The 26080-nt window shown below is 48.9% G+C and carries 20 protein-coding genes; 16 read left to right on the top strand and 4 right to left on the bottom strand.

The window, feature by feature from the left end; all coding sequences use genetic code 11:
- The first annotated feature begins 6 nt into the window (after nucleotides 1–6).
- From KWJ01_RS26655 to KWJ01_RS26645, 3 genes are read left to right on the top strand one after another with little or no spacing between them, the layout of a single operon-like run.
- Nucleotides 7–480: a hypothetical protein gene (locus tag KWJ01_RS26655; RefSeq protein ID WP_225000190.1), complete on the top strand. Its 474-nt coding sequence runs from the start codon at nucleotides 7–9 to the stop codon at nucleotides 478–480.
- A gap of 26 nt (nucleotides 481–506) precedes the next feature.
- The gene (locus KWJ01_RS26650) at nucleotides 507–713 is read left to right on the top strand and encodes a hypothetical protein (protein ID WP_225000189.1); all 207 of its coding nucleotides are present in this window, start codon (nucleotides 507–509) and stop codon (nucleotides 711–713) included.
- A 44-nt stretch (nucleotides 714–757) separates the two neighbouring features.
- Nucleotides 758–1297, top strand: coding sequence for a DUF4142 domain-containing protein (locus tag KWJ01_RS26645; protein WP_225000188.1), 540 nt, complete (start codon nucleotides 758–760; stop codon nucleotides 1295–1297).
- An 18-nt stretch (nucleotides 1298–1315) separates the two neighbouring features.
- On the opposite strand, the gene KWJ01_RS26640 is transcribed toward KWJ01_RS26645, so the two are convergent.
- The 3 genes from KWJ01_RS26640 to cysS form a co-directional block, all read right to left on the bottom strand.
- Nucleotides 1316–1711: a DUF2255 family protein gene (locus KWJ01_RS26640; RefSeq protein ID WP_225000187.1), complete on the bottom strand. Its 396-nt coding sequence runs from the start codon at nucleotides 1709–1711 to the stop codon at nucleotides 1316–1318.
- Between the two features lie 79 nt (nucleotides 1712–1790).
- Entirely contained in the window at nucleotides 1791–2837 is a 1047-nt protein-coding gene (locus KWJ01_RS26635; protein WP_225000186.1) for a M28 family peptidase, read from the bottom strand.
- A 160-nt stretch (nucleotides 2838–2997) separates the two neighbouring features.
- Nucleotides 2998–4488 carry a cysteine--tRNA ligase gene (cysS, locus tag KWJ01_RS26630; RefSeq protein ID WP_225000185.1) on the bottom strand — a complete coding sequence of 497 codons (1491 nt, stop codon included), beginning with the start codon at nucleotides 4486–4488 and terminating at the stop codon, nucleotides 2998–3000.
- A 358-nt stretch (nucleotides 4489–4846) separates the two neighbouring features.
- Here cysS and rimP point away from each other — a divergent pair, with 358 nt between their 5' ends.
- From rimP to KWJ01_RS26580, 10 genes are all read left to right on the top strand, one after another.
- Nucleotides 4847–5317, top strand: a complete 471-nt coding sequence (rimP, locus tag KWJ01_RS26625; protein WP_225000184.1) for a ribosome maturation factor RimP — start codon at nucleotides 4847–4849, stop codon at nucleotides 5315–5317.
- Between the two features lie 4 nt (nucleotides 5318–5321).
- The gene (gene nusA / locus KWJ01_RS26620; protein WP_225000183.1) at nucleotides 5322–6563 is read left to right on the top strand and encodes a transcription termination factor NusA; all 1242 of its coding nucleotides are present in this window, start codon (nucleotides 5322–5324) and stop codon (nucleotides 6561–6563) included.
- A gap of 51 nt (nucleotides 6564–6614) precedes the next feature.
- Nucleotides 6615–10124 (top strand): translation initiation factor IF-2, encoded by a 3510-nt coding sequence (gene infB / locus KWJ01_RS26615; protein WP_225000182.1) that lies wholly within the window; start codon nucleotides 6615–6617, stop codon nucleotides 10122–10124.
- Nucleotides 10125–10184: 60 nt separating this feature from the next.
- Complete coding sequence (locus KWJ01_RS26610; protein ID WP_225000181.1) at nucleotides 10185–10379, top strand: hypothetical protein; 195 nt, start codon at nucleotides 10185–10187, stop codon at nucleotides 10377–10379.
- 159 nt (nucleotides 10380–10538) lie between these two features.
- Nucleotides 10539–12083, top strand: a complete 1545-nt coding sequence (otsB, locus tag KWJ01_RS26605; protein WP_225000180.1) for a trehalose-phosphatase — start codon at nucleotides 10539–10541, stop codon at nucleotides 12081–12083.
- A gap of 170 nt (nucleotides 12084–12253) precedes the next feature.
- Nucleotides 12254–15337, top strand: a complete 3084-nt coding sequence (locus KWJ01_RS26600) for a cation-transporting P-type ATPase (protein ID WP_225000179.1) — start codon at nucleotides 12254–12256, stop codon at nucleotides 15335–15337.
- Between the two features lie 162 nt (nucleotides 15338–15499).
- The gene (locus KWJ01_RS26595; protein WP_225000178.1) at nucleotides 15500–16447 is read left to right on the top strand and encodes a 1-phosphofructokinase family hexose kinase; all 948 of its coding nucleotides are present in this window, start codon (nucleotides 15500–15502) and stop codon (nucleotides 16445–16447) included.
- A gap of 76 nt (nucleotides 16448–16523) precedes the next feature.
- Nucleotides 16524–16676, top strand: a complete 153-nt coding sequence (locus KWJ01_RS26590) for a hypothetical protein (RefSeq protein WP_225000177.1) — start codon at nucleotides 16524–16526, stop codon at nucleotides 16674–16676.
- 190 nt (nucleotides 16677–16866) lie between these two features.
- The gene (locus KWJ01_RS26585) at nucleotides 16867–18078 is read left to right on the top strand and encodes a multidrug effflux MFS transporter (protein WP_225000176.1); all 1212 of its coding nucleotides are present in this window, start codon (nucleotides 16867–16869) and stop codon (nucleotides 18076–18078) included.
- 215 nt (nucleotides 18079–18293) lie between these two features.
- Nucleotides 18294–19409, top strand: a complete 1116-nt coding sequence (locus tag KWJ01_RS26580; protein WP_225000175.1) for a hypothetical protein — start codon at nucleotides 18294–18296, stop codon at nucleotides 19407–19409.
- Between the two features lie 31 nt (nucleotides 19410–19440).
- Here the strand turns inward: KWJ01_RS26580 and KWJ01_RS26575 are convergent, their stop codons facing one another.
- The gene (locus KWJ01_RS26575; RefSeq protein WP_225000174.1) at nucleotides 19441–19692 is read right to left on the bottom strand and encodes a hypothetical protein; all 252 of its coding nucleotides are present in this window, start codon (nucleotides 19690–19692) and stop codon (nucleotides 19441–19443) included.
- Between the two features lie 218 nt (nucleotides 19693–19910).
- On the opposite strand from KWJ01_RS26575, the gene KWJ01_RS26570 reads away from it, so the two are divergent.
- The 3 genes from KWJ01_RS26570 to KWJ01_RS26560 all read left to right on the top strand — a co-directional run bounded on the left by KWJ01_RS26570 (nucleotide 19911) and on the right by KWJ01_RS26560 (nucleotide 26061).
- Nucleotides 19911–23741 (top strand): DUF5689 domain-containing protein, encoded by a 3831-nt coding sequence (locus KWJ01_RS26570; protein ID WP_225000173.1) that lies wholly within the window; start codon nucleotides 19911–19913, stop codon nucleotides 23739–23741.
- A gap of 269 nt (nucleotides 23742–24010) precedes the next feature.
- Nucleotides 24011–24310 (top strand): hypothetical protein, encoded by a 300-nt coding sequence (locus KWJ01_RS26565; protein WP_225000172.1) that lies wholly within the window; start codon nucleotides 24011–24013, stop codon nucleotides 24308–24310.
- A 467-nt stretch (nucleotides 24311–24777) separates the two neighbouring features.
- Nucleotides 24778–26061 (top strand): GAF domain-containing sensor histidine kinase, encoded by a 1284-nt coding sequence (locus tag KWJ01_RS26560; RefSeq protein WP_225000171.1) that lies wholly within the window; start codon nucleotides 24778–24780, stop codon nucleotides 26059–26061.
- The last annotated feature ends 19 nt before the right edge of the window (nucleotides 26062–26080 follow it).

The following is a 26080-nucleotide window of genomic DNA, read 5'->3' as shown; positions in this document are numbered from 1 at the left end:
CCGACTATGAAAAAACCATTAACAAACTTTCGGAAATTCCTGGGGGCCGCAGCTGTTGCAGCCGCCTTAATTGGAACCACTGCCTGCACCAATAACAGGGAGGCTCTTTCAGAAGATGCCGACGACGTTGTTTATGAGGACCTCGCAGATGTGCCTGGTGCTTATAGCCTGAAGGCATCTGAAGAAGTAAGAACGGAAAAAGAGGAACTAACCACAACGCTTAACCAGAAGCTGGACCAGGTAGACGAGCGAATTGAAAAGGTAGAAGATGAAGCAAAATCTGTATCTGCTTCGGCCAGGCAGGAATATGAGCAAATCATTGACCAGCTGGACGAAGAGCGTGAAAGACTGGTAGCGCAGTACAATAGCATACAGGCTGCTACCGACGATGAATGGGAAGACGTAAAGAACGAGATTAAGGAAGTAATAAACGATGTAGAGCAATCTGTAGATAATCACGTTGCTCGCCTGGAGCGTTAAATAAAACAACACTATAAAATAAAAATATGAGAACTGCCGGTTTTGTGATGACCATTATGGGGCTTATTTCCCTGGTATTTGTAATAATTGGTGTTTTTACCTCTAATAAAGGCGGAACTGTTTTATTCTTTGATAATTCCTGGTTCCCCATTATGTTCATCTTTTGGTTTGGAGCAGGCATAAGCGTACTGCTTACCTTTCCGGCCGAAGAAAAACGCCGCGACCGGCGCTAGCAGGTATGCCGTGCCTCTGTCGTTTCCAAACAGGCCTGCTTTGCATGGCCATAGCTGTATCGCTCTCTTCGTGCGATAGAGGCAGCAGCAATACCCAGACAAAAGAAAAAGCACTGCAGCTGAGCGAGGCATCTTCAGAAAGCTGGGATGCCCGCCAGGATGCTGCTTTTCTCATAGATGCCTACAGCTATGGAATGATGATTATTCGCTACAGCGAGCTGGCACTCCAGAAAGCCCAAAGCCCGGCAGCCAGAAGCTTTGCCGAACAATCTGCCGCCTGGCACAAAAAGCTTAATAACCAGATTAAGCAAATGGCACAGCAAAAGGAGGTAGTACTACCCAATACAGAAGGGCAGGATGTACAAAGTTACCATGATAAGCTAAAGCAGCTTTCTTCCCCGCAGTTTGAGAAAGAATACCTGCAGGTTCTTAGTGATATTCAGCGCAAGATGATCCACCAGTATGAAATTGCCTCCGATGAGGCCCTGGACATGAACATGCGAAACTGGGCATCACAAACCCTTCCCTACATGCAGGCGCATGCGCAGGCAGTGAACGATCTACAGGATCAACTGCAGGACTAGCAGAAAAGCATATCTGCTCTATTGTTTTGCCTTTATGTTGCCGGCAGCAAGGGGTACAAGCTCCAGCGTTTTTGCCATATGCGCTGGCTGTACTATGCCATTGGCATACGGGCGGTTATGCTCCGAAGTATACTTCTGCAGATATGCCTCGTTTATCTTTGGTCCCAGTACGGCAATATCCGCAGGAATAATTCCCCTAACAGCCACTTCAGTTTCTCCGCATTTTATTGCGCCTGTTCCTTCCTCCAGAAAGGCGGTGTACCAGCTTCTTTCACTTAAGCCCCAGGAGCGTACAAAAATCCTGTTTGCCACCACCACCATCCAGATATACAGGAACTCCCTGGGCTTACTTCCGCCCCGTATTCCCACCAGGTTGTTGCTGTTAATGTAGCTGATGACATCAGTGGTATCCATTACTTATCAGGAAAATCAAGCCTGCTAACTACACAATTTTTTAACACCACAGGCAGTACATGCTTACCCATCAGTAAAATTAATTTGCCACGGCAGGGGCAGGCTCATGATATACCACGTGCATTACTGTTTCGCCAACAGCTTTTAGCGTTTCCGGGCTGATGATCTCCATGTTGTCTTCCATCGTGTGGTGGTATTTGCCAAAATAAAAATCAGAAGCGGGGTCGAACTCAATAATGTCTATGGAAGGCACACCGCCTGCATTCATGAAATAGTGGTCATCGATGATTGGTTCGCTATTTTCGTAGCGGAAGTAACGGCCATAGCCTAGCTCATTGCCCCAGCCCCACACCCGTTTTACTACACTGGGTGCATAAGTGCGCGAGTACTCTTCACGGTAAAACATGGCATCTTTAGCACCCACCATATCCAGCAATATGCCAAAATACGCATTGTACCCTACTTCGTGTTTGTTGCGGGCCCAGTACTGCGAGCCAAGGCACCAGTAGGTTCCACCCTGTTTCGGCTGCACATCTTTAGACTGATGGGGCTCGCCATAGTCTTCGCCATCGTACAGGATAATATCAACACCTACCTGCGGCAAGGGCCCCTGGCCCAGCTGCCGCGCAATTTCAAGCAGTACGCCCACGCCACTGCCGCCATCATTTGCACCCAGTATGGGTTGGTTCCTGTTTGCCTCATCAGGATCTTTATCGGCAAAAGGGCGGGTATCCCAGTGGGCAGCAAGCAAAACCCGCTTGGTAGCCTGTGGGTTGTAGCTGGCTATGATATTACGCAGCTGCAGGGTGGTTCCATCAAAAGCTTCTGCAGCAAACTCCTGCACCTGTACCTCCGCACCATACTCCTTAAACTTGGCAATCAGAAAATCGCCAGCCTGCCGGTGCTGCTCGGTATTGGGCACCCTGGGCCCAAAGGCCACCTGAGCAGCCACATAGGCATAGGCAGAGTCTGCATTAAATGCAGGCACGGTAACGCCTTCCAGCCTTTCAACTGCAGATACAGTTGCCTGCTCTTCTCCGCCCGCTCTTCTGTTATCATCGCCACAGCCTGTTACCTGCAACAGTGCCAGAAACAGGCCGGGTAGAAGTATATTTTTTAATTTCATCAATTATTTCCGATTGCTGTTTGCCAGTTTTTGAACCCTGCAGCACTTTCATGCTGCCACCATCATCAGGCAAAATACCTAAGAAAATCTATTCTAGTCTGCTTGGTGCACATAGCCGCTGCAGTCCATTATCTACAGTCTATTCTGTCACAAGCCATTCCTACTCCTCGTAAGCCCAGTCGATGCCCTGCTTCATGTCTTTTACCACAATGCCGCTGTTGCGCAGGCTTGCCCTGATCTGGTCTACACGCTCATAGTCTTTTTGTTCTTTTGCCTGGCGGTATACCTCCAGGAGTGCCTCCAGCAGATTCTCAGGGCGCAGGTCCAGTTCTTCGCGCAAGCCCAGCACCTCTTCTGTAAAGCTGATGAAGGTTTGCTTCATCTGATCAAAAACCTCCCTGCCCAGCTCTGCAGTACTAAGCTGCCCTGTTTGCAGCGCATTTATCTTTTTAACCAGGTTAAACAGGTGGCCAATGGTTTGGGCAGTGTTAAAATCATCGTTCATGGAGCGGTAGCAGTTATCGCACAGGCCTTTTACCTGCTGGGCTCCTTTTTCATTAAACTCAATGCCCTCCTGCTCGCTGTACTCCAGGTTGCGCAGTACACGCATGCCATTCATCAGCTTCAGGTAGCCTTTCTTGGCAGCCTGCAGGGCCTCCATGCTAATATCCAGCGTGCTGGCGTAATGCGACTGCAGCATAAAAAAGCGCAGCACCATGGGGCTGTATGGCTGGTCGAGCAGCGGGTGGTTACCTGTAATAAACTGCGAAGGCAGAATACTATTGCCCAGGCTCTTGCTCATTTTCTGGCCATTGATGGTCACCATGTTGGTGTGCACCCAGTATTTGGCCGGATCTACCCCGCAGCTGCCAACCGACTGGGCTATTTCACATTCGTGGTGCGGAAATTTAAGATCCATGCCGCCACCGTGTATATCGAAACGCTCACCCAGGTATTTGGTGCTCATAACAGTGCACTCCAGGTGCCAGCCCGGAAATCCAGGGCCCCAGGGCGATGGCCAGCGCATGATGTGCTCGGGCTGCGCCTTTTTCCAGAGGGCAAAATCTGCAGGATTACGTTTTATTTCCTGCCCCTCCAGCTCACGGGTGTTGGCAATCAGCTCCTCTACATTGCGGCCGCTAAGCTTGCCGTAGTTATGCTCCTGGTTATATTTGCTTACATCAAAATACACCGATCCGTTAACTTCGTAGGCCAGGCCCTGCTCCAGCAGCCGCTGGGTAAGGCCAATTTGCTCTACAATATGCCCGGTTGCCGCCGGCTCAATGCTGGGCGGTAAAATATTAAACTGCTGCATTACCTCATGAAAGCCGTTGGTGTAGCGCTGTACTACCTCCATAGGCTCCAGGTTCTCCAGGCGGGCTTTCTGCGAAATCCGGTCTTCACCTTCGTTGGTCTCGCCCAACAGGTGGCCTACATCCGTGATGTTACGCACATAGCGCACCTTATAGCCCTGCTGCTTCAGGTAACGGTAAATAATATCGAAGCTCAGAAAGGTGCGCACATTGCCCAGGTGCACATCGCTGTAAACGGTTGGTCCGCACACATACATGCCAACATGCGGTGGTGCCAGAGGCTCAAATACTTCTTTTTGTCGGCTTAAGGTATTGTAAACGCGAAGCGGTGGTATCATGGGCACAAAGTTATAGAAGCTGACCAGCCTTCCGGCAAAAAGCCAGAAGTAATCAGCTAAGAACAGATTGAATTTTTGCAAAAATACAGGACTAAAGGAGAAAACATCTCCACAAGTGAACCAACTTTTTAGTAAAAGCTGTTATTAAACTTGTAATCGTTCTGTTTGAGAATAGAAACAAAAGGCTTAGGAGACCAAAAGCCTTTAGCAAAAGCGCGGCTGAACGCTGAAAATAGCTTATTCTTATGAAAAAGTTGTTTTAGTATCCAAAAAATATTAATTTTGCCGCTAAATAAGCGTTTCTCGAGCAGAGGGGACAATGAAGTCCCCTCTTTTCTTTAAGCAACGCATTTGATGCATGGAGGTAAAAGAATACATTGCTAACCTGGCCCAGGAGTATCTGCAGGAGCAGCCCCACCTGTTTTTAGTAGAAATAGTGGTTACAGGAGCTGCCCGGCGTCAGAAGGTAATGGTACTGATAGATGGCGACGAGGGCGTAACCATTGATGAGTGTGCCCGGCTTAGCCGCAGGATATCAGCAGCACTTGAAGAAAAAGATTTTTTTGAAGGAGCCTGGTCTCTGGAAGTTTCTTCGCCTGGCGTAGACTTTCCGCTGAAATACCAGCGGCAGTACCCTAAGCATATTGGCAGACGCGTAAAAGTAACCAAGACCGATGGTGCTACAGTAGTAGGTCCTTTACTGGAAATTACTGCCGAGGGCATCCGGGTAAATGAAGAAACAAAAGTTAAAAAGCAAACCCTGCACAACGAAGTGTTTATCAGCCATGATAACATCAAGAGTGTTAGTGTATTAGTGTCATTTTCATAAAAAGATGAGCAGCGGAACGTTAATAGAAAACTTTGCCGAGTTTGCAAAGCGTAAAAATATAGACCGGCCAACCATGATCCGGATTCTGGAAGATGTTTTCCGGACCATGATCCGCAAAAGATATGGCACCGACGATAACTTCGACATTATCATCAATGCCGAAAAGGGCGACCTGGAGATCTGGCGTTTCCGTGAGATTGTTGATGATAACTCCGAGGATATCTGGGATCATGACAAGATCAGCCTTACTGAAGCACAGAAGATCGAGCCTGACTTTGAGATAGGTGAGGAAGTTGCCGAAGAAGTAAAGCTGGAGGATTTTGGCCGCCGTGCAGTACTTACTGCCCGGCAAACGCTTATTCAGAAAGTAAAAGACCTGGAAAAAGAAATTCTTTTCCAGAAGTATAAAGATATGGTAGGTGAGATGATCACCGCCGAAATTTATCAGGTACTGGGCCGCGAGGTGCTGCTGCTTGATGCAGAAGGAAACGAACTGATCCTGCCTAAGGGCGAGCAGATTCCGAAAGATCGTTTCCGCAAAGGCGATACTGCCAAGGCGATTATACACCGTGTTGAGATGGTAAACGGCACGCCGCGTATTATCCTCAGCCGCACTTCGCCGGTATTCCTGGAGCGCCTGTTCGAAGCAGAGGTTCCTGAAATTTACGACGAGCAGATTGTTGTTCGCAGAATTGTACGTGAACCCGGCGAGCGTGCCAAAGTAGCTGTAGAAAGCTTCGACGACAGGATTGACCCGGTGGGTGCCTGCGTTGGTATGAAAGGCTCACGTATTCACAGCATTGTGCGCGAGCTGCAAAACGAGAATATAGACGTTATCAATTTTACTGAAAATAAGGAGCTGTTCATTACCCGTGCACTTAGCCCGGCTAAGATCAGCAACATGAAAGTAGATGAAGAAAACGGGCGCGTTGCCGTGTACCTTAAGCCCGACCAGGTATCGCTGGCCATTGGCCGCGGTGGTCAGAACATTAAGCTGGCCAGCCGTCTGGTAGAACTGGAAATAGACGTGTTCCGCGATGTGGATACCATTGACGACGAAGATGTAGCGTTGGAGGAATTCAACGACGAAATCGAACAGTGGATCATTGACGAGTTTCATCGGGTGGGGCTTGATACAGCTAAGAGCGTACTTGCCCTTTCCAAAGATGATCTGTTAAGACGTACTGACCTGGAAGAGGAAACGATCGAAAGTGTTCACCAGGTGCTGCGTCAGGAATTTGAGTAAAAAAATCGCCCGAACCTTAACTAAAAAAACAAGAGAAAGAAGGCAGCGGATATGGCAGAAGCAAAAATGATGAGGCTTGGTCAAGTGGCCCGAAAGCTCAATATTGGTAAAGATACCATTATTGACTATCTGGGCAGAAAAGGCCATGAAGTAGAAAATAACCCCAACGCCAAAATTTCTGAAGACCAATACAGAGTTTTGGAACGGGAATTTGCGTCCTCTGCTATGGATAAAGAGGAGGCACACAGCCTCACCATTGGCAGAAAAAGCAACCAAAACGTTGTGATCGATGCAGACAGCGATGAGCCTGCTAATCAATCCGGCGACGATGATGATGAAATATTTATAAAAGGCAACTTCCGCAAAACCGAGCAAGCACGGCCTGCAGAGACCCGGTCTGGAGAGACCCGGTCTGGAGAGACGCGGACTGTAGAGAGTGCCCGCACTCCGGAAGTTAAGCCACAGGAGCCTGCTAAGCCTGCAGCAACACAGCCTGTTGCTGCACAGGCGCAACCAGAGGCCCCTAAAGCAGAAACACCCAAAACAGAGGCTACCCCTGCTCCACAGGCTGCAGAAACGCAGCAGGCACCTAAAGCAGAAGATGCCGAAGGCAGTAACAACCTTGACCGCCCAAAACTGGGTGGTTTGAAAGTATTGGGTAAAATAGACCTCAACAAGCCTGCACGTACCAAAGAAGAAGACAAACCGGCAAAACCTGCTGCTGCGCAAGCACCAGAACAGCCCGTTACACCTTCTAAACCGGTAACGCCACAGGCTCAGGAAGCAGCTACTCCAGCTAAAGAACAGTACGTTCAGCCGGAACAGCCAAAGCCACAACAAGCAGCAGAACCGCAAGCGAAGGCTCCTGTTGCACCAGAAAAGCAGATGCCTCAACAACCAATAGCTGCAGCTCCTGCAAGAACAGAGCAGCCTACACAGTCACCTGCTGATAAAGCAGCAACCGCCAAGCCAGAACAGGCCGCGCCTTCGGCCCAACCTGCACAGAATGAGCCCCGGACAAGCGCACCGCAAAAAGGCGGACAGCAAACTGCCGGCTCGCAGCCAGCCAGACCTGCACAAGACAGGCCTATACAGGCTGGATCTAACCAGGCCGGACCTAGCCAGGCCGGACCCAAAAAAGAAGATACTACAGCAGCAGCACCTGCCTCTCCTAAAAAGGAAGAAGAGATACAGGCAACAGCTGACCAGCCCGAAAAGGTAATTCAGGCAAAAGCAGATGCACTCAAAGGGCTTACTGTATTAGGTAAAATTGAGCTGCCTGCCGATAGAGGCCGTGGTGGCAAAAAAGATAAACCTGTTGCTTCTTCTGACGACAGAAAGAAGAAAAAGCGTTTGCGTAAGCGCATTACACAACCAGGCCAGCAGCCAACTGCCCAGGCCGGGGGTACTGCAGAAACTAAAACTGATAAACTTTTCAGAGGTGGTCAGGGCGGACCTGGCGGCCAGCGTGGCACGGCCGGACCTGGTGGCCCGGGCAGAGGCCCTGGTGGTCCTGGTGGACAGCGCGGACCTGGTGGTCCGGGCAGAGGCCCAGGCGGACCTGGAGGAGCTGGAAGAGGTCCTGGAGGTCCACAAAGAGGTGGCAGGCCAGGTGCTCCTGCTCCAAGAGCCCCTAAAGAAGAGCTTACTGATAAACAGATTCAGGAGCAGATCAAGGAAACCCTTGCCCGCCTGAGTGGTGGTGGTAAAGGTGGCGGTCGCTCCAGCAACCGTGCAAAATATCGCCGCGACAAACGCTCTGCTGCCGCAGATGCCGAGCAGGAGCGTATGCTGCAGGAGCAGGAAGATGCAAAAACACTGAAAGTTACCGAGTTCGTATCGGCTAACGACCTGGCTGCACTCATGAACGTAACTGTGAATGAGATCATCTCTACCTGTATGAGCCTGGGTATGTTCGTATCGATTAACCAGCGCCTGGATGCAGAAGCTATTACCGTTATTGCCGATGAGTTTGGCTATAATGTAGAGTTTACCACCAGCGATGACGAAGCCGAAGTAACCGAGGAAGAAGATGCACCGGAAGACCTGGTAGATCGTGCACCGATTGTAACCATCATGGGTCACGTTGACCACGGTAAAACCTCGCTCCTTGACTACATCCGTAATGCCAAGGTAGCAGCCGGCGAAGCCGGTGGTATTACCCAGCACATTGGTGCCTACGATGTAACCACCGACAGCGGCAAACGCATTGCATTCCTGGATACACCTGGTCACGAAGCCTTTACGGCCATGCGTGCCCGTGGTGCTAAAGTAACCGATATTGTAATTATAGTAGTAGCGGCCGACGACGCCGTGATGCCTCAAACCAAAGAGGCCATCAACCACGCACAGGTGGCTGGTGCACCTATTATCATTGCCATTAACAAAGTAGATAAGCCAAATGCTAACCCGGAAAAAATCAGGGAAGAGCTGGCAAACATCAACATACTGGTAGAAGACTGGGGTGGTAAATACCAGTGCCAGGAAATTTCTGCCAAATCTGGCCAGGGTATTGACGACCTGCTGGAAAAAGTACTGCTGGAGGCCGAGCTGCTTGAGCTTAAGGCTAACCCTGAACGTGCCGCTTCCGGTACTGTTATTGAAGCCACCCTCGATAAAGGCCGTGGTTATGTAACTACCCTGCTGGTACAAACAGGTACCCTCAATGTAGGCGATATTGTACTGGCCGGACAGCACTATGGTAAGGTTAAGGCCATGTTCAACCACCTTGGTCAGCGCATCAAAAAGGTTGGGCCATCTACCCCGGTGCAGATGCTGGGCCTAAGTGGTGCACCCCAGGCCGGTGATAAGTTCAATGTAATGGAAACTGACCGCGAAGCTCGCGAAATCGCTACCAAGCGTGAGCAGCTGATGCGTGAGCAGAGCATGCGTACCAAAAAGCACATTACACTGGACGAGATTGGCCGCCGTCTGGCAATTGGTACCTTCAAAGAGCTTAACGTTATTGTTAAAGGTGACGTGGATGGCTCAATCGAGGCACTTTCAGATTCGTTACTGAAGCTCTCTACCGAAGAGGTACAGGTAAACATCATTCACAAAGCGGTTGGTCAGATCTCAGAATCAGACATTCTGTTAGCTTCTGCTTCAGATGCAATTGTGATTGGTTTCCAGGTACGTCCATCGGCAGGTGCGCGTAGAATTGCCGAGCAGGAAGAAATTGAAGTACGCCTGTACTCGATCATCTACGATGCCATCAACGAAGTGAAAGATGCCATGGAAGGTATGCTTGCACCTACAGTAGAAGAGGTGATCACAGGTAATGCTGAAGTTCGTGAAGTATTCAGAATCTCTAAGGTTGGTACAGTTGCCGGCTGTATGGTTACCGAAGGCTTCCTGAAACGCAACAACAAGGTGCGCCTGGTACGCGATGGTATAGTAGTCTATACTGGTGACGTTGATGCGCTGAAACGTTTCAAAGACGATGTGGCCGAGGTTAAGCAAGGCTACGAGTGCGGTATCAGCATTAAAAACTTCAACGATATCAGAGAAGGCGATAACATCGAAGGCTTTACCACCAAAGAAGTTAAGCGTACCCTGTAACAGATATAAAATTTATTTCTATAATAAAAGCGCTGCCGCAAAGGCAGTGCTTTTTTGCTTATGGAGGTTTTAGAACAGCTCATTAAAATACTTTTACTGCTCAATACGCTGCTGCTGCTGGCTGGCCTGTGGCGTCCTGTAATTGCGCTGTGGTGGCTCGATTACCAGAACCGCCTCCGGGTGCTTCGGTATTATGGTACCAGCTGGCTGGTGCTGCTGGTACTATGGCTGCTCTTAAAGAGTCTGCCATTTTAAACAGGTTATGATCAGAAACTCTCCTTTTTAAATCTCCATACGGCCTGCTTTTCAGATCAGTTAAAAGAGAAATAACTATTGCCGGGCTGGCAGGTTACTATAAGTGTATACCCATGTGTTGCCGGCAAAGCACCAGCAGCGCAGCACCCGAACCAAAGCATGAGCCATTTACCCTACAAGGCAGTTATTTTAGATATGGATGGAGTACTCACCAATACTTCAAGTCTGCATTGTAGTGCCTTCAAAAAAATCTTCAATGAACTGCTACAAAAGAAGCTGGGCAGTGGGTATGTTCCTTTTGACGAAGAAGATTACAAACGCTATCTTGCCGGAATGCCCCGCTATAAAGGGATTCGCAGTTTTATTGAAAGCCGTAACCTTAACCTGCCCGAAGGTAATGCAGCAGACACACCCGATCAGGACACGATCTATGGCCTGGGTAAACGTAAAAATGATTACTTTCATAAGCTGCTGGCAGAAGAAGGGGTAGAAGTATTCGGAGATGCCCTGCAAATGATGGGAAGATGGCGGCAGCTGGGCGTACCCATGGCATTAGTCTCCTCCAGCCGCAATGCAGAAGAGGTGCTGCATGCCGGAGGTGTTCTGGACTTTTTTGACATACGGATAGACGGACAAACCACTGAAGAAAGAGGCTTGAACGGAAAACCCGATCCTGATACATTTCTGGCAGCAAGCAGGGAATTAGGAGTAGCGCCTGAAAAAGCAATTGTTTTCGAAGACGCCAGGGCAGGTGTTGCTGCCGGTAAAAAAGGAGGGTTTGGCTGGGTAGTGGGGGTTGCCCGCAATGGCGAAGACAGGGAACTGGAAGAAGCCGGAGCCGATATAATTGTACACAAGCTAACAGAACTAGATAATTTCATGCAAAACCAAGCAACTCCACGTGAGGCCCATGAACTGCCACATGCCCTGCAAAGCAGGCAGGAAATAGAAAAGAAGCTACAGGGATACACACCTGTACTTTTTCTGGATTATGACGGAACCCTCAGCCCTATTGTAAAAGACCCTGAAAAAGCCATTTTATCAGATGAGATGAGGAGCATCCTCTCCAAACTGGCAGAAAAGGTAACCGTTGCCGTTGTAAGTGGCCGCGACCGTGCCGATGTACAGAAAAAGGTGGGCCTGGAAAATGTAGTATATGCTGGCAGCCATGGTTTCGATATAGAGGGGCCAAACGGGCTGGAGCTGCAGTACGAAGGAGGGCAGGCTGCCCAGCCCGCCCTGGACGATGCAACCAGAAGCCTCAACAATAAAATAGGCAGCATAGCAGGTGTGCAAATAGAGCGCAAAAAATACGCTATTGCCGTGCATTACCGCAATGTGGCCGACGAGCAGGTAGAGGCAGTAATACAGGCAGTAGAAGATGAACTAAGCCGCCAGGAGAAACTGAAAGGCGGGGGCGGTAAAAAAATTAAGGAACTAAAGCCTAAGATTGACTGGCATAAAGGCCGGGCAACAGAATGGCTTATGGAAAAACTGAACCTGAAGGGAGAAAAAGTACTGCCTGTTTTTATTGGCGATGACCTGACCGATGAAGATGGCCTGAAAGCGGTGCATGAAAAAGGAATAGGCATCATAGCCGGTGAGCATGGCGAAAAAACCTGGGCCCACTACCGGGTAGAAGATGTAGAAGAGGTACAGCAATTTCTGCAGCAACTAAATACAACACTGGACAGCAGAAAGTAACAGCACAACTACATCTGATGCGTAACCGGCCTCTCTCATGCTGCAGGCTTGCAACCCTGCAGCTGTTGCTGCTATTACACTAACCGGTGGTGTAACTACCATGTATTTCATTGCGTTATTCTTGTGAAGATTTTGTAGACCTTACTACAATACTTTTTAAACTGCGAGCAATGGGCAAAGCTTCAAAATCACGCAAAACAGCTAAACATGCTTCTCCCATAGAGGAGCCCTACCGTAAAGAACACCGGGAGGTGGCAGCGGCATTGTCTGTAGATCCTGCTGCAGGCCTCTCGGAACAGGAAATAATAAGGCGAAGGGAAGAGTGGGGCCCCAATGAACTGGAGGAGCACGAACAGAAAAGCATCTGGCATATTATTCTGTCGCAGATTAATAACCCGGTGGTGTACCTGCTGATGGCAGCCACAACCGTAGCTTTTATATTTGGCGATTATGCCGAAGCCATTGCCATTCTGGTTGTGCTGCTCATTAACACCATTATCGGGTTCTGGATGGAGTACCAGGCCCAGCAAAGCATGGAGGCATTGCAGCAGCTGGATAAAATAGAGGCAAAGGTGCTGCGCAATGGCAAAAGAGCCACCATCAATGCCGAAGAACTGGTGCCCGGCGATATTCTGCTGATAGAGCAGGGAGACCTGGTATCTGCAGATGCCCGCATTATAGAAGCCGCCGAGCTGGGGGTAGACGAATCGCCGCTAACAGGAGAGTCGCTGCCGGTAAACAAAACAGCAGAAGCACTGCAGGAAGAAAAAGGAGTAGCCGACCGTACCAACATATTGTATAAAGGCACAGCCGTTACCACCGGTACGGGGAAAGCGGTGGTATTTGCCACCGGTATGCACACTGAGCTGGGCAATATTTCTGCCATGGTAGGGGAGGAAGCAGATGCAGAAACACCTCTTACCCTTAAACTCTCCAAGCTGGCAAAAAACCTTATCTGGGCTACCCTTGGCCTGGCTGCGGCTTTTTTCCTCTTCGGCTGGTTATCGGGCAAAGAGATTTATGAGCTGATACAAACCTCTATTGCCTGGACCATCGCCGCTATTCCCGAAGGCTTACCCATTGTAGCTTCCATTGCCCTTGCCCGCGGTATGCTGCGCCTGGCTAAAAAGAATGTAATTGTTAAGCGGCTTGCTGCTGTAGAAACCCTTGGCGAAACCACCGTAATCTTTACCGATAAAACCGGTACCCTCACAGAAAACCGCCTTACAGTCAATACCTTTTTTCTGCCAAACGATATAAGAGCAGATGTAGACTGGAAAGAGGGCAGCCAGCCTCAGCTTTCTAAAGAAGGGCTGGATCCCCGGGAAAATAAAAATCTGCTGCACCTGCTCAAAATTTCTGTGCTGGCCAACGATGCATTCCTTACAGGAGAAGAAAAAGGGGCTGCCCCAGTGGATGCTGCCGCAGTGGATACTGCCCCAGTGGACACTGCACCGCTAGAGACCGCCGCAGTAGAAAGAACACAAAAAGACGCCCTGGACAGACCCGCAAAGCCTGGTTCAGTCTCTGACACCAGTAAACAATCAAAAGAGAAAATATTCAGTGAAACGATAGAAGACCGTATTGTAGAGAAAGATAGAGCTGCCTCTGAAAAAAGCACCTCACCTCATCAGGATAGAGTGGCAAGTGCCCGGCCTGTGCCTCCCAACAAGATGCAGGCAGAACCTGAGGAGGAAGAAGAGGAAGAAGAGCTTGTTGAAGAAGTAGATGTAGAGGAGGACGAAGATGCATACAAACGGGGCGAAGGTGACCCGCTGGAAGTTGCCCTGCTCCACTTTACCAGTAACTATCAGCCAGACCTTTACCAGCAACACCGGCGGCTGGAGCGCCGGCTGCACGATCCCTTCGACTCTGAAAGCATGGTAATGGGTACCATTCATCAGGAAGATAAGCACCTCTACGTAGCAGGCAAAGGCGCTGCCGATGCCATACTGGGCCGTTCTTCCAGAATTCTGCTGGATGGAGAAGAAAAAGAGCTTGGTGAACAAGATAAGGAGTACTGGCTACGGAAAAATGATGAGCTATCCGGTGATGGCCTGCGCGTGCTGGGCTTTGCCTATAAAACCACCGACCACCTGCCGCAAGGAGAGGAGGCCGAAGACTTTCTGCACGATCTTACCTTTACCGGCCTTATAGGCTTTCTGGACCCGCCCAGGCAAGAAGTTGCCGAGGCTATGGATGTTTGCCACAAAGCAGGCATAAAAGTAGTGATGGTAACCGGCGACCATCCCGGCACCGCCCTCAAAATTGCTAAAGACGTACGCCTGGTAAATGAGGAGAACGAGTCGGAGCATACTGTGCTGCACGGTAAAAACCTGCAGGCCGAGCTGGATAAGAATGATAATAAAGTATTGATCAGTACCCCTGTGTTTTCACGGGTAGATCCCGGCCAGAAGCTCGATTTAATTAAGCACTACCAGGATGAAGGCGAAATTGTAGGCATGACGGGCGATGGTGTAAACGATGCGCCCGCCCTTAAAAAGGCCAATATTGGTATTGCCATGGGCAAAAGAGGTACCCAGGTGGCCCAGGAGGTATCAGATATGATACTGAAAGATGATAAGTTCAACTCCATCATCTACGCAATTGAGGAAGGGCGGATCATTTTCGGCAACATCCGTAAATTTATTATCTACCAGCTCTCCTATCATCTGGCAGAGATCCTCATCATCGCCATTATTAGCTTCGGACTCCTGATCTTACCGCTGGAACCGCTGCAACTGCTGTTCCTGAACCTGCTTTCTGATGTTTTTCCGGCGCTGGCCCTGGGTATAGGCCGCGGCACGCCAAAGGTAATGGAGCAGCCTCCAAAAGATCCGCAGGAACCGCTCATTAACAATAAAAACTGGTTGCAAATAGCAGTATATGGCGTTATTATTACTGCGAGTGTTACCGGAGCTTACCTTTTTGCCCATTACATCTGGCAGGAACCAGAAGGTATCACCAATGATGTGGCCTTCTTCAGCCTGGCATTTGCGCAGCTGCTGCATGTTTTTAATATGCGCGAGGCGCGGGAGAACATGTTCAGCAACCAGGTAACACGCAACAAATATGTGTGGATGGCACTGGCAGTTTGTGCTGCTTTCCTGCTCATGGGCTATTTGATTCCAGGCCTGGCAGAACTGCTGCAATTCGATGGCCTCGCACCCAGGCACTGGGGGCTGGTGATGGTAGCTGCTGTTTTGCCAAGTATCATCATTCAGCTGATAAAAACAGTACGAAAAGATTTTTAATTTAATATGAACCAGGAGCCACGAGTCAGGTACCAAGACCAGGGGCTTCAGATCGGAAACTTACTTCAGGAACAGCATCAGGAATGCTTTATCCATGGCCCATGGTTTATCTGGCCATCGTCATACTCCTGATTCCTGACTCCTGGCTCCCATACACAACCTATGACAAAAATAGTAACCCTTACACTCAATCCTGCGCTGGATAAAAGTACTGAAACCGATCGGCTGCTGCCCGATGAAAAGCTGCGCTGTGATATGCCCCGCTGGGAACCAGGCGGCGGTGGCATCAACGTAAGCAGGGCAATCAAATTCCTGGGCGGCGATTCGCTCTGTATTTACCTGGCCGGAGGCCCTGCCGGCGATAAAATGGAAAAATTGCTGGCAGAAGAAGGCATCAGGCAGCAGCGGATACATGCGAAGGAGGAGACCCGCGAAAACCTGGTTGTTTTTGAAAAGAGTACACAAAAGCAGTACCGCTTTGGAATGCCCGGCGCCAAAGTAAGCGAAGAAGAGCTGGAGGCCTGCCTTGAGGCAGTCAGAAACCTGCCCGAGGAGGTAGAGTACCTGGTAGCCAGTGGCAGCCTGCCTACCGGTGCTCCAGATGATTTCTATGCCAAAATAACCCAGATGGCCCAGGGGCGTGGTATTAAATGTGTAGTGGATACCTCTGGCAAAGCCCTGATGAAGGCTGCCGATTTTGGTGTGTGCCTCCTGAAGCCAAACCTGGGCGAGTTAAGCCAGCTGGCAGGTAAGGAGGAAGTTAATGCACTGGAGCAGGAGGAAATAGCCAAAGAAGTAATCAACACAGGAAAGGCCACCATGCTGGCTGTATCGCTGGGGCCAAGAGGCGCTATGCTTGCCACAAGAAACCACATCGAATATGTAGTGCCACCTACGGTAAAGCAGCTAAGCACAGTAGGTGCAGGCGATAGCATGGTAGCAGGCATGGTGCTTGCCCTTAGTCTGGGTAAATCGCACCACGATATGATCCGCTGGGGTGTGGCTGCCGGCACTGCCGCCACCATGAGCCCGGGTTCCGAGCTCTGCCGCCGCGAAGATGTAGAGAGTATTTATGAGTGGCTAAGGGAAAAAAGCGGCAGTCCTGCCTAACAGCCTCCCTGCAAGTGATCCGTTAAAAATCAGTACTGCGCTAAGCACAGCTTATGCTTCAAACCAGGTACAGGCAATGCCCCTTACCTGGTTTGAAGCATTTCTTCGTGTACCTGTAAACTGCCAGATTTATCAGCTACTTTACCTGCCGAACTACTCCATGCCTGCTTCTGCAGCGCTGCTGCTCTCCCTGCCCCTTCTTGGCCAGACTGCCGGCATTTGGGCCTAAAGCAGCGTGCAATATAAACCAGCAACGATAACGCATAAGCCGAAAAGCTTTTTCAAATTTGCAAAACATTCAAATGCTTTGCACTTACAGCTGCTCATTTGTGTTAGGAAACCGGGGCAAAGCAATGTGCCCTTATATTTTTTCCCGAAGCTTTCAGATCAGAGATGCTTCTGCTCTAAATTAATGTACCGTGAATCAACAACAAAGAACTAAAATTATATTGGTGCTGGGTGCTTTGGCTGCACTTGGGCCTTTTTCTATAGATATGTACCTGCCGGGCTTCCCGGCCATTGCCAAAGACCTGCAGACAGATATTGCACATGTTGGCTTTTCGCTTACCAGCTATTTTGTTGGTATTTCGGTAGGGCAGCTCATTTATGGTCCTGTTATAGACCGATATGGCCGTAGAACACCTTTGCTGATTGGCCTGTTTCTGTACCTGCTGGCCGCTATTGGCTGTGCCTTTGCGCCAGATGTTTTCTGGCTAATAGGGCTGCGCCTGCTGCTGGCCCTGGGTGGCTGTGTGGGCATGGTGGCAGGGCGCGCCATTGTGCGCGACCTGTTTCCGGCCAGCGAAACCGCTAAGGTTTTTTCTACCCTGATCCTGGTGATGGGGGTAGCACCCATTGTTGCACCTACCCTGGGCGGATTTGTAACAGCAAGCTTTGGCTGGCGCCACATATTTACAGCGCTTACCCTTATAGCCGCTGCCCTGCTGTTTATGGTCTACCGCTTATTGCCGGAGAGCAAACAGCCAGATGCCAGTGTGTCTCTTCAGCCAAAAAAAGTGCTGAAAGATTACCTGATGGTGCTGAAAGATCCTGAATTTATCACCTATTCCATTGCAGGCAGCGTTGCCTTCGCCGGCATGTTTGCTTATATCTCGGGTTCACCCTTTGTGTTTATGGAATATTTTGGGCTGTCGGAAACCTACTATGGGTGGCTGTTTGGCCTGAATGCCTTTGGCTTTATCCTGGGCAGCCAGATAAACCGCCTGTTGCTTAAGCGCAAAACAGCAGAGCAGATTACCCGCCGTGCCAGTGTTTTCCAGGGAGTACTGGGCTTGTTGCTGGCTGTAGGAACGGTGTGGGGCGTTTTAGATGTTACCGGCACCCTGGTACTTATTTTTGGATTCCTGTTCTGTTCCGGCTTTGTTGCGCCAAATGCTACTGCTGTTGCCCTAAGCCCTTTTACCCGCTATGCCGGCAGTGCTTCGGCCCTGTTAGGGAGTATTCAAATGGTAGCCGGTGCCCTGGCTTCTGTATCAGTTAGCTTTTTCCACAATGGCACCCCGTTGCCAATGGCTTTAACTATGGCCGGCTGCGCCAGCTTTGCACTGGGTGTACTGCTTATTTACCGGCACAAGGCTAAAAGAGCAGAAATGGCTGCGGCTTCTCACTAGCAGCTAAATATTAGCTTTCATTCTAAAGCCTGTGATGCGCGCTGCATTGCAGGCTTTGCTATTTCTTGTCTGTCACTATTACCCTGTTCTTTGCAAAAGCAGCGAATAAATAAAAAAAATGGCGGCAAAGGTGTGTTCCATTATTTATATTTTATCATAGTACTTCTCGCATTTTTTCTGCAACCTCGGGTTTGCACCACCGTTGAAACCCATACATGAAGAACAACAGCAACAAACGCAAAAAAGTAGCTTTTATACTGGGAGCAGGTTTTTCCAAATGTGCCGATTTACCGGTGCAGGCCGATTTAACCCCCCTGCTGGTTTCTGATGAGTTTGATAGTCCGCTGGACCAGACAATCACAAAAATTATCTGCGATTTTTTAGGATATACCTTTGGCTGGCAGGAGGGTAAGGAAATCCCCTCCCTGGAGGATGTGTTTACATCAATAGATATATCTGTTACCAATGGCACCCACCTGGGTAACATTTACCCGCCGGATAAATTACGGGCGCTGCGAAGAATGCTCATATACCGCACCTTTCAGATCCTGGATCAGCGTTTTAACATCTGCGAAGATATAGACAGCCTTTTGCGGCATTACCAGGACTATGACTGCTCATACATTGTGATGAACTGGGATATTGTGCTGGAGAAACACCTGGAAGAAATCGATCCTGATGTTACCATCAACTATGTTACCCCTTCTTACGACTGGCAAAGCAAACGCAGGAGCAGCCCTGTGGATGGCATCAAAATCTGCAAAATGCATGGCTCAAGTAACTGGGCTTACTGCAAAAACTGCAAAACACTCTTTTACCAGCTCGATAAAAAGCTGTCGCTCCACAAAAAAGTAGGCCTTTACCTGAGCGACTTTAAGCTTTTCGATCCCTCTTTCAATGATACTCACTTTGATGCCTGCTCCCAGATAGACGAGCAGGACGACAAATGCCGCATCTGCAGCAGTAACCTCACTACCCACATTGCCACCTTCAGCTACCGCAAATCATTTCGTACAGCGGCTTACTCTGCCATCTGGCATGAGGCAGAAAACCTGCTGTCTGAGGCACAAAAATGGGTATTTATAGGTTACTCCCTCCCCGAAGCCGATTTTGAGCTCAAGCACCTTATTAAGAGTGCCGAAATCAGGCTTAAGCACAAAGAACCGCCTAAAGAAATAGATGCCGTACTCTACCAGGATAAGTATGCAAAAAGAAAGGTAGAACGTTTCTTTGGCCCAGAAAACGTAACGGTGTTCGAGAATGGTCTTACAGAATATGTGCAGCACCTGGCCAAAAGCAAAACAGCTGTAAGCCAGGCAGAAAACAGCTGATGCCTCATTGCCATGGCAGAGGCATCAGGTACTATATGTTCGTTCCCGTGCCGTATGGCTGCGTGGTTATGGAATCTGCAGGCCTCCCCGGAATGTTATTGATGCGTCTCTTTGCTGTATCCGGCTCATTCTGCTGCATTGTATCTGTATCGTCCGGATCGGAATATTGAATAGGAGCCATATCATCTCTTCTCATCTGAGCATTGTCATCCCCTTCGCGGCTTTCACTACAGGCAGCCAGTGTACCCATTAGCAGCATAACTGCACATATACTTTTTTTCATGATCATTTAAGTTTAAAAAGATAACTATCTGCTGCCCCCGTGGTTTTACAGACCTACTCTTTTGTTACCACCGCGGCCAGGCTGCCGTGCCCGCTGATCAACGTAATATTTGAGCTATTATTTAAATAATTAATAATACCATAACCCTTCCTAAGCCTTGCTTTTAAATCTTTTATATAGATTTGAAAATATCTTTATCATTTTTAATGAGGTAATTTATGAGAAGAAATTTACTGATTAAGGCATTTTTTCTGTTGGCTTTTGCCCTGGGCAGCACGCAGATTGCAAAAGGCCAGGCGGTGTTTATCAATGAGATTCATTACGATAATGTTGATACAGATGCTAATGAAGCCATTGAAGTAGCCGGTCCTGCCGGAACAGATTTAAGCGGCTGGAGCCTGGTGCTCTACAATGGCAACAACGGTGCTCCATACGGCACAATAAACCTGAGCGGTACTATTTCCGACCAGAACAGCGGATATGGCTTTGTAACAGAAAGCTATACCGGCATTCAGAATGGTGCTCCTGACGGGGTTGCGCTAATCGATAATAATGGCGGTGTTGTACAATTCTTAAGCTACGAAGGTAGCTTTACTGCTGTTGGAGGCCCTGCCGACGGACTTAGCAGTACAGACATAGGTGTGGCAGAAGGCAGCTCAACCCCGGCAAATTTTTCGCTGCAACTAGCCGGCAACGGCACTACCTATGCAGACTTTAGCTGGGCAGCTGAAGCCACTGCAACCTTTGGGGCAGTTAATAGTGCTCAAAGCTTTGGCGAAGGTGGCGGTGGTACCGATCCCGACCCTGATCCGGATCCGGATCCGACTCCAGGTGCTTCTACCATCGTTTTCATCAACGAAATTCACTACGATAACGAAGGTACTGACCAAAACGAAGGTGTTGAGCTGGCTGGCCTGGCCGGCACAAACTTAACAGGCTGGCAGCTGATTCCTTATAATGGCAACAATGGAGAAAGCTACAGTTCACTCACCTTATCGGGTACTATTCCCGATCAGATGGCTGGCTTTGGCACTGTTTTCTTCCCAATTACTGGTTTGCAGAATGGTGCTCCCGATGGTATTGCCCTGGTAGATGCCGAAAACAACGTTATCCAGTTTTTAAGCTACGAAGGCTCTTTTGAGGCTAATAATGGTCCTGCTGCAGGCTTAACCAGCACAGATATTGGGGTGGCAGAGGGTAGCAGCACACCTGCAAATTTCTCTCTGCAGCTAACAGGTACAGGCTCGGCTTATGCAGATTTTACATGGGCTGCCGAAACTGCCTCAACGTACAATGCAGTAAACAACAACCAGGTATTCCTGCCCCTGCAGGATGTTGTATTCATCAACGAAATCCACTACGATAACGACGGTACAGACGTAGGCGAGGGTGTGGAAGTAGCAGGCAATGCAGGCGCCAACCTGGAGGGCTGGCAGCTGGTTGCCTATAACGGCAATGGTGGCGGTGCTTATAATACAACCAACCTAAGCGGCATAATACCTAACCAGCAGAATGGTTACGGCACTGTATTTTTTGCCATATCCGGACTGCAAAACGGTGCACCCGATGGTATAGCCCTGGTAGATCCCGATGGCATAGTAGTACAGTTTTTAAGCTACGAGGGTGCTTTTACAGCAGTAGGTGGCCCGGCCGATGGTACACTTAGTACAGATATTGGGGTAGCTGAAGGCAGCTCAACCCCTGTGGGCGCTTCCCTTCAGCTAAGCGGCACAGGCTTTAATTATGCAGATTTTACCTGGAGTGGCCCGCTTGCCAGCACCTACAACACCATCAATACCGACCAGCGCTTTGGTACCGGAGGAGGCACAGATCCTGATCCGGAGCCTCAGGAAGTTAGCATTGCAGAAGCTAAAAACTTACCACTAGGCACCCTGGTAATCATAAACGGTACCCTTACAGCCGTGAATGAACTGGGCGGCCCTGCTTACCTGCAGGATAAAACCGGCGGCATAGCTGTTTTTGATTATCAGGTGCATGGTCCCGATGCTTTCAGTATTGGTGATTCCATTCAGGTAACCGCCTCTATAGGTGCCTTCAACCAAATGGTGCAGCTGGTAGATGTTACCAACGTAGAGAGCTTTGGCCCTGCCAACAATCCTGTAGAGCCAGTAGTGGTAAACATTGCTGAAATAACCCCTGCTCTTGAGGGTCAGCTGATAACCATACCAGGAGCTTCTTTTGTAGATAGCAGGGGCTTGCTCTTCCCCGAAAGCAACTATGATATTACAGACGGTACCGGCACTTTAGCCCTAAGAATAGATGGCGATGTGGAGAGCCTGGTAGGACGCGAAATTCCTGATGAGGCTGTAACCACCACTGGCGTATTAAGTAGCTTCAGAGGCACATTACAACTGCTTCCGCGCTTTATTGAAGATTTGCCAGGTACCGAGCCTTATGTTCCGGAAGGTACAGACATCCCTCTTTCTACTACCCTGGAGGTTATGAGCTGGAATATGGAGTTCTTTGGCTCTACCCTGCCTAACTTTGGTCCGGAAAATGTAGAACTGCAGATGCAAAATGCCAGAATATTAATTGAGCAGGCCAACGCCGATATTATTGCCGTACAGGAAATATCTGATGAGGCACTGCTGCAGCAACTGGCAGATATGCTGGGCTATGAAAAAATATGCTCCGACCGCTTCTCCTATTCTTTCGATGAGCCCGACCCAACATTCCCGGAACAGAAGATCTGCTTTCTCTATAATCCTGCTACCATCACCGTGGTAGACGAAAGGGTAATTTTTGAGGAGATGTATGATGCTGCCCGCGCCGGCGAAACCACACCACTGGATGCCTACCCGACTGGTAACCCCTCGTCCTTCTGGTCGAGCGGCAGGCTGCCCTACATGATTACCGTAGATGCCACCATAGATGGTGTTACCGAGCGCATTCAGCTGATCAACATCCATGCTAAATCGGGCTCCGGTGCCAACGATCTTGAGCGCCGCTTCTTTGATGTACAGGCGCTGAACGATACGCTGGATCAGTTCTACCCAGATGCCAACATCATCTTATTAGGTGATTATAATGATGATGTAGACGAATCGATTGGTGGTGGCACCACCACCTATACCGAATTTGTGGAGGCTGAAAACTTCAGGGTGGTTACCTCTACCCTTAGCGAGGCAGGATTACGCTCTTTCATTACCCAGGATAATGTAATCGACCACATCACCATAAGCGATGAGTTGTATGATAATTACCTGGCCGGCACCGAAACCCTCATCATTCCGTTCTCCTACATCGAGAATTACGCAAGTACTACATCAGACCACCTGCCCGTGTTAACACGCTTTGAGCTGTACGAACCACTGGAAGTATCTATTAGCGGCGATGAGGTAGTGTATTATGGTTATGAGCCTGAAGAATGTACTACTTTAACTGCTTCTGTAAGCGGCGGTAATGGAGAGTACAGCTACAGCTGGAGTACAGGAGAAACCACCGAATCCATAGAGGCCTGCCCTGAAACCAGCACTACCTACACCCTTACGGTTATGGATGCTGTAGGCAACACTACCACCGAAACCTTTAGTGTTTGTGCCATCGACGCCACCTGTGGTAGGGGAAAACTGCAGCTTTGCTGGCAGCCAGCTAAAAATAAGCCGGTTTACGTGCAGCTGTGCCTGCCAGAACAGCTGGCTGATTTCTTTATTAGCCGCGGGGCATCGATTGGGGGCTGTTTTGCAGAACAAGCCTGTGCGCCTGATGAAAAGAACACCAACGCACGTATTTCGCAAAATGCCGATGTGCAGTACCTTAACATTAACAGTGCTTTCTCTGTAACGCCCAACCTGGTTTCAGGCAGGGCAACTGTAGACTTTATAGTACTGGAAGAGGGCAGAACCACTGTTAAGCTCTACACTTTAGCAGGCCAGGAGCTGGCAACACTTTACGATGCAAAAGACAGCTTTGGCACCGCCCGCTCTGCGGAGTTTAGTGTGGCTAATTATAAAGGGGGGCTCTACCTGGTAAGAATGACAACTGCCAGTGGCGAAGCCTTTACCACAAAAATCGTTGTGCAGCCTTAGCAACGGCTCACACTGCTGCCAGATGATCTGAAAAAGAGCAACAGGCAGTAAAGAAGAAAACGACAGATTACAAAAACAGCCGGTGGCACCTTACAGTGGAGTAAGCTCCTAAGTTTGGTGCCACCGGCCTTTTTATGCTGTGCTGCTAACGGCTATGGTAGTATCAGCTGCTTTCGGAGGGTGTCTTAGGTTCTTCCAATCCCTAAAGCTGATATCCATTTCGGGCTTAGCTCGTATACTTAAATAGAATTAGATTAAAACATTTGATTATGGCAGATAATAATAAAAAACAAGCTCGAGATCCTCAGAACCACCTACCCGATAATGCGGGGCTACAGCATAAGCTAACGGAAAAGCAGAGTCCTGCAGATACCGACAAAGGTGGCTTGAGTAGCAAAACTAGCCACAGCGACGATGGTGGCTCACAACGTGCTAATGTAAGCACCAATGGTTTTATTGACCGCCCCAGCGTTAGCGAAATAGGTACAGAAAAACAGAGGGAGAAAAACCGTATTCTTAACGAGCAGGTAAAAGATCCTGAAGACACGAACAATGCTCCTAAAAAATAGCAACAAGCCATATCTCTGAAATCAGAGATTTTGATAAAAGCAGAAAACTATCTCCTGTTTTGGGAAAGAAATATATCTTGCCTAAAACAGGAGGTTTTTATCTTAGGGTACACCTTTTTTATGTTGGTGCTTTTCACTTATTCAGAATGGTGGGCCAGCTGATGGTTAGCTGTTTAACAGGAGCCCAATACACATTCCCGGACATTCTAAAACCAGCTGATCAATCTTTTAATGTAGTATGGCAATATAGGCTATGGAGCAAGCAGAAGCATTAATAGTAAGATCTTCTTTTGAAAAAAGATGCTGTTTGTTAATTTAATGATATAATGCCCACTCAGTAAGCTGGTGATTATTATATAGCCTCTATAGGCCCTGTAAAATTTTTATCTCCTCGTTCAGGCGGCTCTCACAAAGCTTGATATCCTCTTGATGAGAATGGTTTCTGTTGATCTGGATTTTTTTAAGAAATGGAACAAGCCCCACTGCCGCCCAATGAAAAAGTACGTCTGCAGGCCCTACAGCGGTACGAGCTGTTAGATACTAGCTCCGAAGAGCAGTTTGATGACATTGTTAAACTTGCTTCACAAATATGCAATACACCCGTATCGCTTATTTCACTTATAGATGCTAAACGGCAGTGGTTTAAAGCACGAAAGGAGTTATCATTATCTGAAGTATCACGCGAATATGCTTTTTGTGCCCATACCATTTTAAGTGATGAACTGATGGTAATTGAAGATGCCACTGCAGATGAGCGCTTCAAGGATAATCCGCTGGTTTTGGGCGACCCCGACATTAGATTTTATGCTGGCGCGCCTCTTATTACCCACGACCAGTACAGGCTGGGAGCGCTTTGCGTGATAGACCATATACCACGTAACCTCACCGATGAGCAGAAGTTTGCCCTCAAGGTACTGGCCGGGCAGGTTGTAAAATTGCTGGAGCTCCGCTACCAGAACCTGAAGCTCACCCAAAGCCTGCAAACAGTAAGCCGACAGAAAAAGCGCATCCATTCACTGCTGCAGGAGCGTGTAAAGCTTACCGAAGAACTTGCAAAAGCAAGCCACACCAAAGATCAGATGCTTTCTATCGTTGCCCATGACCTGCGGGGGCCTCTGCACACCCTGCAGAACCTGCTTATGCTGATATCCACTAAAAAAGCAGCCCTGCAGGACACAGAAAAGTATACAACAGCACTGGGCAAGTCCGTACAAAATGCTGTTAACCTGCTTGAGAATTTACTTGAGTGGGGCATGATTCAGCTGGATGGGCAGGAGCCGGAAAAAAAGCAGGTAAACCTGTGTACTGTTGTAGAACAACAACTTTCTGTATTGCAGGATGCCGCAGATCAAAAAGGAAATACACTCCAAAATCTGGTCCCATCCAGGTTACATGCCTTTGCAAATACCACCTCTCTGAACATGGTGCTGCGAAATCTGCTTGTTAACGCAAATAAATTTACATCCGGGGGTATCATCAGCGTTCAGGCAGAACAAAAACCGGATGCCACCGGGCTCATCATTCAGGATACTGGTGTTGGCATGGAGCCATTGGTGTTAACCCAGCTCTTTGATCTTAATAAAAAACACAGCCGCACAGGCACCAACAATGAAAAAGGAAGCGGCCTGGGGCTGCACATGAGCCGCGAAGTACTGCAGCAGATGGGAGGAAGCCTGCACATAGAAAGCAGCCCTGGTAAAGGCACCACTGTTACAATTATATTACCTGAAGCAAAAAAAACCGACTCTTAAAGAGCCGGTTTTACTATTT

The sequence above is a fragment of the Cesiribacter sp. SM1 genome (assembly GCF_020178975.1).
Lineage (GTDB): Bacteria > Bacteroidota > Bacteroidia > Cytophagales > Cyclobacteriaceae > Cesiribacter.
This window is presented reverse-complemented; position numbering and strand designations above follow the sequence as displayed.